The organism is Calothrix sp. 336/3, assembly GCF_000734895.2.
In the GTDB taxonomy this organism is placed as follows: Bacteria; Cyanobacteriota; Cyanobacteriia; order Cyanobacteriales; family Nostocaceae; genus 336-3.
Genome location: NZ_CP011382.1, coordinates 2,502,757 through 2,514,912, shown reverse-complemented (window position 1 = coordinate 2,514,912; position 12,156 = coordinate 2,502,757). Strand labels below are relative to the sequence as shown.

Here is a 12,156-nt window from a genome sequence, read left to right as displayed (position 1 = left end):
ATTACTAACCAGATGATTCTCCCACGAAATCTTGATAAAAAATAGTATATTTATAAGACTTTTAACAATTTTTCATTAGTTAAATATTGATGACTATGATACTGAGATAAAAATTATATTTACTTGTCACTATAATTTCAGGTAAAACTAATACGGCAATTACCTATTTCCCTGCTTACGATGTCAATAATTAAACAAAAAAATCTTAATATCTGATGCCTAGGATGTAATTTATATGAGCCTGACCTAATAGGTAAATACTACCTAGCGAAAGGATTCAAAATTCCCAATCTCATCGAGATAATTGTCAAAAAATATTTGCCGGATACAAAAGCCCACTTTAAAAAATGTGTTAGACGCACAGCGCGAGAAACAGTACGTCTTGATTTCAATTCCTAAGGGAAGTCAAAAGGTTAATTTTGAATTGATAATTTTGAATTGACTTCCCAGGGGCAAATTCCAAAAGTAACAAAACGCGCTCAATTCTTAGCAGGGGAACTGGGAGTTAATCCCGACGCGATCGCGTCTCAAGCTTCCCAATCACCCCATAACTGATTTCCTCAAGCAAATACCCTAGTAAAGGTCTCATCACTGTATTGTGTGCAACACTCAGGTCTGAGGGGATTTTGGGAAGTGTAGACGAAAAATAGGGCAGAGCGAGACATTTTCCGGGGTTTACCGTGGTGAAAAATGGCTTTGGGATCTGTCAATACGATTCCACCTGCGGGAGCGGGGCAAGATTTCCATTGGGATTTAGGGACAATTGCTGCCATATCTGCGTCATTCAAACCCAGTTTACCCCGGTTCATTTGTGAGGCAATCTGGAAACGAATTTTCAGAGCTTGCAGCCAGGAAAGAGAATGTTTGGGAATATACTCAAAGGGTCCATGGTCTTCAGTGGCATCGCTGAGATAAATAATGACTTTCAGCATTCGTCTATCTTCTGCATCTAAGTGCCATTGCTCCGTGGTGACAGCTTCTTGGTTGGCAAAATCTTGACGTAAATGCACTCCTTGGAAGGTGACGGGAAGACCGATATAGTTTTCGATAATACCCAGGAGTCTGGGATTACTACCCCATGCATACACCTCTGGAATATCTGTGAGGGTATAAATTTCAGGATAGGCTGGAGCTTCTAGGGTAGCAATATTTCCCTTTGCGTTGCGATCGCCATATTCGCGGGAAAGTTGTTTTTTGGCAATTTCCAACATTTGAGAAGTTCTGGGAATTTCCAAATCATCCACAGAGGTGACAACCGTTCCTTGGGTTTGTAATTCCTGAACTATTAATTTATCTGCGGGAGATAGGGTAGGTAATTGATGACGATACTTAATTAAATCTATTTTGTAGAAAATTTCACTAACGAGACGGGACACACGCTGACTTAATTGATTAAACATAGGATAAATATCCTCCTGAAATGCCGGAATTTACGTCGTATATTTTCCCCAGGAACTATCTATAAATTAAATATAGAGTTGGATGTGTGACGGTTCGGAATGTCAAAATAATATGTAGAAAATATCAGTTTGACCCATTGTCTACCATTAATTTTGATGAGACGTGGATGTTGATAACTCCGATATCTTAAAGCAGTAGAAGATGTATTCCCTCCATTACCCCTGGAAAATAATCGGATAGGTCACTAGATTGGGGACTATGAGATATATACATAAAACCTATGGATGATTTCCGAAATTTGTTGAGGAATTATATCTTTACGAACAGAGAAAACTGATACGTCTAGCACATTTAGTCAAATTGCGAGTGCAATTGTCAGAAAAATTTCATAAAAATTATTGTTTTTGCGAGAATTCGTGGTGTTCATTTCCCCGAATCTTGCCAGAATTCAGAGATATTACTTCTGATTAAATAATTTAGTTTCCTTGACAGCCACCTCTACAAAATCATCTTCCGTACATGACAGGATGTCAAAGCAAAGATAGAAAAAAACTTAAGAAAATTTACCAATTTTTAGACTAGTGAATACAGTAATTAAAAGAATATACATCTGTTGAGTCAGTTCAGCGAGATACATCGTCATCATCATGGAATTTTTTTCAGATACCGTAGCTCTGTCGCGATCGCCTAGTTAATGTATCACTCACACAAAATCAAAATCGGCTGCAATTCCAAAATGATCAGAAGGATAAAGTAGGGGATTTTCTGGAGCAGGTTCTGTCAGAATTAATTCGCAATGATTGACTTGTAAATGTTGGTTGAAAAATACATAATCAAGGGTTCCGCGCCAAGATTTAATGCTGCGATGTACCACCGCATTTATCATTCCTAATGCCATCTTACGCCAGAGTTTTCTATTAGCTCTAGCTAGGGGAGTCGGGCAGGTGTATTCGGGTTCTGCACCGTGAAATTGGGCATAAGCAGAGGTAAAATGATGACGTAAAAAGGTAATTTCTGGAGTGTCAGGAGTGGCGTTAAAATCACCAACCATAATGATGGGTAATTCGGGTGATAATTCACTTAGCCAATTGACTAATAATTGAAATTGTTCCATTCTTGCTTGACAGGAACCGGGTTGCCAATAATAGTGACCATTACAAATAATAACAGGTTGATTGTTAATTTCGACTTGAACTAATTGAGCTACCCGTCCTTGGGTTTTTAAATCTAAAGAAGCTTGTTTAATAAAGGGATAGCGGCTGAGAATTGCGATACCATAGGCAGGACCACCTGTGTAGGGTGACTCGTAACAATTTACTTGATAGACATAGGGCATTCCGAGTTTTTCAGCAAGGCGATCGCCAGTGTTTCCTAAGATATTTACTTCCTGTAAGGCAATAATATCAGCGTTGGTTGCTTGTAGTCCAGATACTAGTAAATCCTGGCGTTTATCCCAGAGTTCCATCTTGAATAGGATATTGATTGTCGCAACTTTTATCATCATTTGTAATTAGAAAATTTTAGTAAAAATCTGATTCTAATTTCGGGGCGATCGCTGAAGACGACTCTTACCAGAGCATTGCCAATCATAATTGTACTCGACAACGACCTGTACAATTACGCTGACTGCGGATACAACCAGATTCTACAAATCTTTGACTATGTTTATATACTGTTGGGAATGCCAGTAAATGGCAGGGAATTTTTGTGAGGTGGTAAAATAATCTGCCCCAGGAATGGAGAATATCCCAAGCTTCATCAATACTTGGTTGCTCGATAAACTCTGCAAATTCATTTTTAAATGCTTGCCATTGGGAATTAACAGTTGGTGGATGGCATTGACTATAGGCTCTCATCCCTGCATTATAGTTAGAAATGATTTCGATAATAGACATAGATATATTTCCAAAAGATTTACGTCAATATCATCATTTATTTATTCTATAATATCCACATCCATCCTCGGCAAATCTATGTAGTTCCTAATCGACAAATTATCATCATGTGAGATGCATATTTATTGGTACTACAATGCACAAGTTGAAATCCCAAGGCTTCGATTTCTGCGACGATATCGGCAATTTCAAATTTATGGTGTCTCCAAATAGTAATCTCTTCTCCTGCGGATATTTCAACATTTTTACTGACTTCCATAAATTGAAAATTCAGATTATAATTCTCACGAACTTTCAAATTAGCGACAACACTATCAGTCACAGAATCATATTTTCTAATGAGTTCACAATCTTCTGGTTTAACTCCTAAACTACCCTGCATCCACTTATATATATTTCCCGCGTGATAATCACAACCCCCTCGAACTTTGCCATTCCATTTCGAGCTAGAACCATTTTCATTAGTAAATACTAGAAAATCATTTTCTGTCATGCTGTCTCGAAAATTGAGCAAAACTTGATGACGATTTTGATGGTTTCCCATGGTGACACCTAAATGGAGAAAAATATTCCCAGCTTTATTATCTTTTTGGCGTAAATTCTCATGAATTTGTGTATTTTCAATATCGAGATTTTGGGTAATAATATTTATTTTAGGGAACCACTTTGTAAAATTTAATCTTGATAATTCTAGTAGCTCACTACTAATATCCAAAGCCACATAATTATTAATTTTGCCTAGTTTCTGTAATCTCCGAATATAATCTTTAACTGGATAGGAATTTCCCGCTCCTACATCAATAATATTGACTGTTTCATAACCTTGAAAATCCCCATTTAAATATGAAAAATTATCCTTTAATAAATCTCGTTCCACATTTGAGCTACGATACCAGGTAGGAACAATATACTTTTGATAAAAATTATCCCAAATTTTTGCACCTTTACCTTTATAGGAGAATTTCAAAGGTATTTCTCTCCTAGTTTCTAACGCATAGATAATCTCTAAAATCTCAGCTTGGGAAAAGTGGGAATAAAATTCAGAATTTGGCGTTGCGTGACGATACAAATTCGATTGCGATGGAGAAAACTGTGAATTATGCAAATTTGGTGCCATTATTCTGATTTTACTGCGGAATTTCGAGCTTTCAGATTATATCGGAATCCGCTTGGAATTTTGCACAAGATTTTAGATACCCGATGATTTTGATGTAAAATACTAGCGATCGCCTACAGTTATTGCAGGAGAAAATGGCAGAATATATGCAGGAAGAGGGTGTGCAACTTGGTTGGTTAATTGATAGAAAAAACCACAAAGTTTATATTTACCGTCCAGGGATGGAAGTTGAATGTTTGGAAAATCCCAGTAGTTTGACTGGAGAAACTGTATTATCTGGATTTATTTTAGATTTGAGTAAAATTTGGTGATTTTAGGTATTTTTAGGTAAATCAAAAGTCTAAAGATTATAAAATCGGAATGTCTGTACATCACCGAAAGTGACAATTCAGGAGGAATCGTGACAATGGTTCAAGCACCACCTAAGTCTATAACTGTTGATGAGTTCATTTCGCAGTATGGTGATAGCGATCGCTACGAACTAATTGATGGGGAATTAATCGAAATGGAACCAACTGGTCCACATGAACAGGTAGCAGGGTTTGTAGGACGAAAATTTAATGTGGAGATCGACCAAAAATATCCACATTACTTGATTCCCCATCGATGTCTCATCAAACTTTTAGGGACAGCAACCGCTTTTCGTCCAGACGTAATTGTATTAGATAAAACTCAGCTTGCCAACGAACCATTATGGCAACGGGAACCTGTGATTACTCTTGGAGGTTCAATCAAACTTGTTGCCGAAGTTGTTAGCACTAACTGGCAGAATGATTATGCTCGTAAATCAGAGGATTATGTGGCGCTAGGCGTGCCAGAATATTGGATTATAGATTATCTTGGTGTTGGTGGTAGGGAGTACATTGGCAAACCAAAACAACCGACAATTACAATTTGTACTTTAGTTGAAGATGAATATCACAAGCAATTATTTCGCAATGATGATTTACTTGTTTCCCAAATCTTTACAGAAATAAAGCTAACTGAAAATCAAGTTTTTGCCGCCAGTAAATTGTAGTAAATACAGAGAAAATATCATTCTCAATCGTCAATGGACAGTGTAGGGGTTTCTCTTGCAAATGTGTTTTCTGGATTAGATTCAGTGTCTTCGATTCTGCGATCTAGTTCTTGTTTTTGTGCGTCCGTAAGTTCGGGATATGCTTGTTCTGCTGCGATACTATCCCAAATTGCTTGTACCAAAAGAATTCTATCTTCAACCTTTAAAGCAATAATTTCGTTTAAGGTAGTTGTCATGTCCATGCAAACAGCCTCCGGGAAGCAAATTACATTTAATATAACCGATCGCACTTTTTATTTCCCGAATTATTCTTACTCACCTACTGTACGACTTGCATAAATATCATCAATAATTTCTTCTGCATTGCGGTTATCCTCCCAACTACCAAATGTATTTAATAAATCCTGGGATGGAGTCGGCAAAGTGTAGCTGTCTGGCGAAATAGTGATGTTTATTTGTTGCTTCTGTGTTTCTTGTTTGATAACTTTCTTGACAATTTGAGTAATTAATATTTCGAGGTCTGCTGGTGTCAAATTATTTAGAGGTTGCTCTGATATCGGAGAATTTTCCATAAATACTAGTCTTGTATATTTATTCTTATTCTACAAGCTAAAAAACCCAGCAATGGTTGGGTGGAGACGCACGAAATGTATAAAATTTTAACGAATAATCTTTTTGCGTCGTAACCCAACGTTTAGATATTTCGGATAATTTAAAAGTATAAATGTTGGGTTACGCAAAGCCTCCACCCAACCTACAACTTGAGCAAATTCTGTAAGCCTTATATGCTACATTTTACAAGTCTGGACGCGAGAGAAGAGAACCCACACCCCACCACCTCGCTCGAACCATAGGTAGATGGGCTTCTGGAGCCTCTAGACTAAAAGTACTATCCTTGTAGTACATCCAACTTCCCTTCTTTCTCCAACCAACGCGATCACCAAAAGCTTCCCAAATTTTCTCGTCGTATTCTTCTGTTCCACCCAAGCTTTGATAAATGCGTTTTTGCACGGAGAATCCAAAGCGTCCATCGCTGCATTTTAACCACAGTTGATCGATCGTGCGAAGGTCAGCGCAAGGAAAGTTATTAATTTGCTCAATATCGAGGTAGCCTTCTTCTTCTCGGTTGGCTACTTTCAGCATTAATCTAGCTGTTTCTTGATCTGCTTCTTTCCAGTTTTGCGCTTTGAGTAGCTTTTCTAAATTTGAATAATCAACCCCGACATCAGATTTTAATTCAACCTCTGAACTCTTATTTTCTGATTTTTGTATTGTTCCTTCTACTATTAGAATTTTACTTGACCGAGTTGGTGGATTACGTAACCAAATAATACTTTTCGTTATGTAAAAAAATAAGAAAGTAGAAATTGAGAAGTTAACATCAACTAGAAAATTGCTATTTCGTTTTGCTGTTTTTTGCGTAGGTTTTTGTGTTGAAACCTGAATTATTTCCCATGATAGATTCTGGGATAGGACATCTTCTTTAGTAAGAACTTTATAAGCAGTCTCTAAATCTGATTTTGTATGCATGTCAATAGGTTTAACTATTGGTGATAATATGCATAACCAGTCCTCCATTGTTTGACTACGCTTGCTTGCTTCCAATGCCATCCCTTGCAAAATTGCATCACAACAGGATTGACTCAAACTAGAAACATATTGCTGTGGGGAAATTAACTCCTCATCTTCCCATTTGCGAGCCAATGAATTAGTCGGCATTTCTCCCGTGACAGCATAATATAACGACGCAGCCAAACAATAAATATCCACTGTGGGATGACGCACACCTCTGCGAAGCAATTCATAGGGAGCAAAAGCTCTATTTCCAAAACTTCTTGATAGGGTGCTGGGTGGTGACATATCCGCAGCAATCCCAAAGTCGATTAAAACCGCTTTACCCGTTCCCGACTCGGAATTAATCATAATATTCATGGGAGTCACATCGAGGTGTAAATAGTTTCTACGATGAACTTCCACCAAAGCCAAACCAATTTGTTGGATATATTTAACTGCTGTGGTTTCTGGTAATTTACCCTGTTGCCGTACCAAATCCCACAAACTCATCCCCGGTATATATTGCATCACCAAACAATGGCGGTTGTCGTCCTCAAATAAATCGATCGCCTGGACAATATGAGGGTGAGAGTCCTTACATACTTGGGCTAGCATCTGCCCTTCTTTTTGGAAGCGTTCTACGTACTTAGGATACTCTGGGTCATTTTGAACATTGATATTTGGTGTTTTGATGACAACGGGACGGTTGAGTTGAGTATGGGTTGCAAGGTAGGTAAGGGCAAAACCTCCACCACCGAGGTATCTTTCGATTCTGTATTTACCGTTATGGATTGTTTGTCCTTCATTCCAGAACATATACTGAGTTATTTTAGTTAGTTTTTCATATATTCTTGATTTTTACATGATTTTCCTCAAAGTGGCGGGTATATCCACGTAGTAGTCTGTCAGTTTTGAACTGATAGATTGGGAAAGGACAAGGGAGACAAGGAAGAGAGGGGAGACAAGGGGGAATGTTTTCTTGTTAGCTGGGGAAGAGAATATTATAGAAATGGAAGTGTTTTATTTGGGAGTATCTTTGTTTGCAGGTTCTGTGGGTGTGGGGGATGGTTGGGGAAATAAATCTTGCCATAAGTCCCTACCGTCTTTAAATATAGATATCAAGCTTAAAAGAGTGATAATTCCGGTAATTATTGCCCAAAGGGGGATTTTGGGGATTTGAGAAATGGAAAATTTCGGTTTTAATCCCAGTTCATCCAACCATTCTTGTACAGTTTGCGGACGATTTTCTCCCTGTAATTGCATCCCGTGGAGAATTGCATTGTTAACGCGATCGCTAATATCTGGGTTATGTTCTTTGGGTGGCTTTAAACCGATATTATTGTCTTGGCGATCGCAACTACTAACGGGTTTTTCTCCTGTTAACAAGATATATAATGTGGCTGCTAGGGAATAGATATCTGTCCAAGCTCCTCGCTGTTGCTGACTTCTGGCAGAATTAAAATATAGTTCAATAGCTGTAAATCCATCTACCCGATTTCCGCGACTGGTGAGGGGACTATCAAAACCCCGCGCTAAATCAAAGTCAATTAACACTACTTTGTAAGAACCCTTTCGCAACATAATATTGTCGGGTTTAATATCACGGTGCAAAAATCCCTGTTTATGGACTGCAATTAAAGCTTGTCCAATTTGCTGGATGTAATCTAGAGCTTCCTTTTCAGGAATTTGGCGACGGGATGCGAGAATATTCGCGAGATTATCCCCATCAATATGTTCCATCACCATACAATCCAATTGCTGATGTTTGAAATTTTCAATCACGCTGACAATATGGGGATGTCTGCATAATGCCAATTTACGTGACTCATCGGCAAAACCGGATTCTAAATAATCGCGATCGCTTTGACTAAGTTGATTCAGAATATCCGGGTTTAAGGTTTTAATTACAACTTTCTTACCCCTGGTATCCTCTGCAAGGTAAGTAATTGCTACCCTTCCCCGTCCTAGCTCTTGTTTGATTTCATACTTGTCATGATGGATTTTTTGCCCTGCAATCCAAGCCATTATGCTCAACCAAGGTAATTCTCAAGTTTATTTTTACACAATTACGCCTGATGTGAATTAGAAACGCCTCTTATCCCAGAAGGGTTTCAAGGTTGAGTCAAAATCATTATTTCTGAACTACCTACAAAATATTAAGGGTTTTAAGGCTTAATTCATTACTCATTACTCATTACTCATTACTCACTACTCATCACTCATTACTTATTCAATTAATATCAAATCCGACGATAAACCACTGATAAATTATTGGCTGGCATTTCGTTGATTTGCACAAGCTCTAAATTACAATTCTGGGCAACTTCCACCACATCATTTAAGTTGCGTACACCCCAACTAGGGTTTTGCGATCGCAAGGAATTATCAAAGGATTCATTACTGGGTGCAGTGTGTTGACCATTACGTTTATAGGGTCCATACATATACAAAATACCACCCTTGGGTAATATGCGACTGGCTCCCTTCATCAATCCCAAACACGATTCCCAGGGGGAAATATGAATCATATTGATATTCACGATCGCGGTAATTGGTGAATTTTCTAAATCCTGATGGTATTCCCATCCTCCACCTGCTTCCACAACCCACAGTGAATCTTGAGCATCAATTTCTACTGGTGTGTATAAATTATCTGCGGGCATCTGTTCCTGCCAAGCGCTGATACTAGCTCTAGCAGTGGGGTTGGGGTCGGAGGGAATCCATTTCCGAGGTTTTAATTGGGGTGCAAAATATACAGCGTGTTCCCCCGTACCACTAGAAATTTCCAAAACCGTCCCGGTGGGTGGGAGAATCTGTGACAATACTTCTAAAATTGGCTCGCGGTTGCGTTGTGTAGCGGGGGAATATTGACGAGCGTCAGATATGTTGTTCATGCAGCTATGATTATCATCGCCTTTGCTATTTTACAGGTATGGTGGGTTAAAGCCAAGGGCGATCGCCCAAATCAAGATTGATAAAAATTTGGGTAGAAAATATGAAACAGTTTCTCACCCCTTTCCTAACTTATGCCGTTAATCTATGATTCATACACAGTTCCATCGGGCATAATGGCTCCTTGCATATCTGCATCGGTGAAGATAGCTCCTGTTAAGTCAGCTCCTAAAAGATTCGCATTGCGCAGAATTGCCCAACTAAAATTTCCATAGCTTAAATCTGCTCCTTGCAAATTAGCATTACTCAAGTCTGTGGAAACATCTCCCCACTGTCCCCCTCGACTGAGATTAGCTCGACATAACTTACTCTGTTGCAGGTTAGCATGATGCAAAGAAGCACCTCTCAAGTCTGCGTAGCTCATCTCTGCGCCATGTAAAACTGCATAGCCTAAATCTGTACGTTGGTCAGAACTAGGACGCAAATCCGCTTGAAATAGTAAGGCACGGGATAGTTTAGCACTGTGTAAATTAGCACCACATAAACTGGCTTTGATTAAATTGGCTTCATCTAAAAAAGTGCCTACTAGTTTTGCTCCTGTTAAGTCAGCTTCACGGAGAATTGCGCGGTATAAGTCACTGTCACTTAAATCTGTGCCCCAAAGGATGGCTTCACTCAAATTTGCCTCTCTTAGACAACCTTGGCTGAAGTTGGTTTTACCTAATCTTGTTTGTCGTAGGTCAGCGTAGCTAAAATTGATACCTTCAAGGTTGGTGTTTGTCAGTTCAATTTCTGGTAGCTTCGCTGCTTGAAAGTTACGTTCTCCGGTAGCATAAAGTTCGAGAATAGTATCGATATTCATGATTATGGCAATTCAATTATTAATGAACTCACTTGCAGTCAACTCTCTCATTAGTTCTGCAACGGTAATAATTTGCTCAGTGTACTGAATATTGGCTCCTGAGAACATCAAACCCTGTTCTATATCTCCACGAGCAGCTTGGGCTAGAGCTTGTAATAAACAATAGGTTTTACCTGCGTCTCGACACAGACAATGTTCTAAACAGTTGGCAATGCAACGTCGTTCGAGGATGGGTGAACCGAGGATGGCTTTTTCTGTAAATTGATTACGTAAAGCGCGACTGGGTTTTCCTAGGGGACTCGGTACGGTGACGATATCTGCTGCACTTGCTTGTAAATGAGCTTGTTTGTAAGATTCCTCCGCATCACATTCGACTGTGGTAATAAAACGACTACCGATTTGTACACCGTCTGCACCAATGGCTAACATCTGATTGACATCATGGCGATCGCCCACTCCCCCAGTAACAATTAAAGGAATATGGATAGCAAACTTTGCAGCTAAGGATACTCGTAATTGAGAAATTACAGATTCAATAGCAAAACCCTCCATACCCAACTGTTCACACTGGGTAAAATGTCCCCCCACTAACTGACAATTTTCAATAATCAAAGCATCGGGGAAACGATTATATTTATCTTGCCAAGTTTGACAGATTAATTCCGCAGATTCCACATTTGAGACAGTCGGTACTAATGCCACATCGGGATAGTCTGCGGTATATTCCGGTAAACTTAAAGGTAATCCTGCCCCTGTAATAATCAGGTTAGCCCCATGTGCTGCTGCTGTCTGCGCTAGTTGGGGATAATCTTTAGTTGCCACCAAAATATTTACCCCGATTACCCCATGGTTACTAATGCTGCGTGCTTGGGCTAATTCATCAATTAAAGCTAGACGATTGGCAGTAAAAAAACTCTTGCGTTGACGTTTATTAAAGTGGGGAGAGTCTAAACCTAAACCTAGGGAGGCAATGACACCAACTCCACCAGCATTGGCAACGGCTCCGGCTAGTTTAGCACCTGAGACACGCACCGCCATTGCCCCCTGGATGATGGGATGGGAAACCTGGTGTTTACCAATTTTTAGGGGAGGAAGGGAAGGGACAGCAATAGATTTTTTCATTCATTAACTACATAACTGCTGAGTAATTTTAACATTTCAGTGTAATTTTAATGAGTAATGAGTGGTGAGTAATGAGTAATGAGTAATGAGTAATGAGTGATGAGTAATGAGTGATGAATAATGAGTGATGAATAATGAGTGATGAGTTATGAGTGGTGAGTAATGAGTGGTGAGTTATGAGTGGTGAGTTATGAGTGGTGAGTTATGAGTGGTGAGTTATGAGTGGTGAGTTATGAGTAATGAGTGGTGAGTTATGAGTGGTGAGTTATGAGTGGTGAGTTATGAGTAATGAGTG

General features: G+C 39.1%; 12 protein-coding genes and 1 pseudogene. 2 read left to right on the top strand and 11 right to left on the bottom strand.

The genetic code is table 11. The annotated features are described in order from the left end of the window. Positions 1-560: 560 nt before the first annotated feature. The 4 genes from IJ00_RS10575 to IJ00_RS10560 all read right to left on the bottom strand — a co-directional run bounded on the left by IJ00_RS10575 (position 561) and on the right by IJ00_RS10560 (position 4,413). Complete coding sequence (locus tag IJ00_RS10575) at positions 561-1,400, bottom strand: phytanoyl-CoA dioxygenase family protein (protein ID WP_035152793.1); 840 nt, start codon at positions 1,398-1,400, stop codon at positions 561-563. Positions 1,401-2,104: 704 nt separating this feature from the next. Then, positions 2,105-2,905, bottom strand: a complete 801-nt coding sequence (locus IJ00_RS10570) for an endonuclease/exonuclease/phosphatase family protein (RefSeq protein ID WP_238178493.1) — start codon at positions 2,903-2,905, stop codon at positions 2,105-2,107. Between the two features lie 82 nt (positions 2,906-2,987). After that, a complete protein-coding gene (locus IJ00_RS10565; RefSeq protein WP_144416027.1) occupies positions 2,988-3,296 on the bottom strand; it encodes a hypothetical protein in 309 nt (102 codons plus the stop codon). Positions 3,297-3,372: 76 nt separating this feature from the next. Continuing rightward, positions 3,373-4,413, bottom strand: coding sequence for an L-histidine N(alpha)-methyltransferase (locus IJ00_RS10560; RefSeq protein ID WP_035152788.1), 1,041 nt, complete (start codon positions 4,411-4,413; stop codon positions 3,373-3,375). A gap of 104 nt (positions 4,414-4,517) precedes the next feature. Between IJ00_RS10560 and IJ00_RS27725 the strand changes: the two are divergent. Further along, positions 4,518-4,724: pseudogene (locus IJ00_RS27725) on the top strand (Uma2 family endonuclease); the annotation flags it as partial. A 95-nt stretch (positions 4,725-4,819) separates the two neighbouring features. Further along, entirely contained in the window at positions 4,820-5,431 is a 612-nt protein-coding gene (locus IJ00_RS10550; RefSeq protein ID WP_035152784.1) for a Uma2 family endonuclease, read from the top strand. Positions 5,432-5,454: 23 nt separating this feature from the next. Here IJ00_RS10550 and IJ00_RS10545 read toward each other — a convergent pair whose 3' ends face one another. The 7 genes from IJ00_RS10545 to IJ00_RS10515 all read right to left on the bottom strand — a co-directional run bounded on the left by IJ00_RS10545 (position 5,455) and on the right by IJ00_RS10515 (position 11,861). Then, a complete protein-coding gene (locus IJ00_RS10545) occupies positions 5,455-5,673 on the bottom strand; it encodes an addiction module protein (protein ID WP_046814795.1) in 219 nt (72 codons plus the stop codon). Between the two features lie 69 nt (positions 5,674-5,742). After that, positions 5,743-6,003, bottom strand: coding sequence for a hypothetical protein (locus IJ00_RS10540; protein ID WP_035152781.1), 261 nt, complete (start codon positions 6,001-6,003; stop codon positions 5,743-5,745). A 223-nt stretch (positions 6,004-6,226) separates the two neighbouring features. Further along, positions 6,227-7,801 (bottom strand): serine/threonine-protein kinase, encoded by a 1,575-nt coding sequence (locus IJ00_RS29655; protein WP_052754442.1) that lies wholly within the window; start codon positions 7,799-7,801, stop codon positions 6,227-6,229. 204 nt (positions 7,802-8,005) lie between these two features. Next, positions 8,006-9,010, bottom strand: coding sequence for a serine/threonine-protein kinase (locus IJ00_RS10530; RefSeq protein ID WP_035152777.1), 1,005 nt, complete (start codon positions 9,008-9,010; stop codon positions 8,006-8,008). A 215-nt stretch (positions 9,011-9,225) separates the two neighbouring features. Further along, entirely contained in the window at positions 9,226-9,879 is a 654-nt protein-coding gene (locus IJ00_RS10525) for a DUF938 domain-containing protein (RefSeq protein WP_035152775.1), read from the bottom strand. 143 nt (positions 9,880-10,022) lie between these two features. Next, complete coding sequence (hetL, locus tag IJ00_RS10520) at positions 10,023-10,739, bottom strand: heterocyst differentiation pentapeptide repeat protein HetL (protein WP_035152773.1); 717 nt, start codon at positions 10,737-10,739, stop codon at positions 10,023-10,025. A 12-nt stretch (positions 10,740-10,751) separates the two neighbouring features. After that, entirely contained in the window at positions 10,752-11,861 is a 1,110-nt protein-coding gene (locus tag IJ00_RS10515) for a nitronate monooxygenase family protein (RefSeq protein WP_035152771.1), read from the bottom strand. Positions 11,862-12,156 lie beyond the last annotated feature (295 nt).

What these genes read in the sequence shown, in the direction of transcription:
- IJ00_RS10575 (WP_035152793.1), bottom strand. Translation starts at nt 1,400, where the DNA reads ATGTTTAATCAATTAAGTCAGCGTGTGTCCCGTCTCGTTAGTGAAATT.
- IJ00_RS10570 (WP_238178493.1), bottom strand. Translation starts at nt 2,905, where the DNA reads ATGATGATAAAAGTTGCGACAATCAATATCCTATTCAAGATGGAACTC.
- IJ00_RS10565 (WP_144416027.1), bottom strand. Translation starts at nt 3,296, where the DNA reads ATGTCTATTATCGAAATCATTTCTAACTATAATGCAGGGATGAGAGCC.
- IJ00_RS10560 (WP_035152788.1), bottom strand. Translation starts at nt 4,413, where the DNA reads ATGGCACCAAATTTGCATAATTCACAGTTTTCTCCATCGCAATCGAAT.
- IJ00_RS10550 (WP_035152784.1), top strand. Translation starts at nt 4,820, where the DNA reads ATGGTTCAAGCACCACCTAAGTCTATAACTGTTGATGAGTTCATTTCG.
- IJ00_RS10545 (WP_046814795.1), bottom strand. Translation starts at nt 5,673, where the DNA reads ATGGACATGACAACTACCTTAAACGAAATTATTGCTTTAAAGGTTGAA.
- IJ00_RS10540 (WP_035152781.1), bottom strand. Translation starts at nt 6,003, where the DNA reads ATGGAAAATTCTCCGATATCAGAGCAACCTCTAAATAATTTGACACCA.
- IJ00_RS29655 (WP_052754442.1), bottom strand. Translation starts at nt 7,801, where the DNA reads ATGTTCTGGAATGAAGGACAAACAATCCATAACGGTAAATACAGAATC.
- IJ00_RS10530 (WP_035152777.1), bottom strand. Translation starts at nt 9,010, where the DNA reads ATGGCTTGGATTGCAGGGCAAAAAATCCATCATGACAAGTATGAAATC.
- IJ00_RS10525 (WP_035152775.1), bottom strand. Translation starts at nt 9,879, where the DNA reads ATGAACAACATATCTGACGCTCGTCAATATTCCCCCGCTACACAACGC.
- hetL (WP_035152773.1), bottom strand. Translation starts at nt 10,739, where the DNA reads ATGAATATCGATACTATTCTCGAACTTTATGCTACCGGAGAACGTAAC.
- IJ00_RS10515 (WP_035152771.1), bottom strand. Translation starts at nt 11,861, where the DNA reads ATGAAAAAATCTATTGCTGTCCCTTCCCTTCCTCCCCTAAAAATTGGT.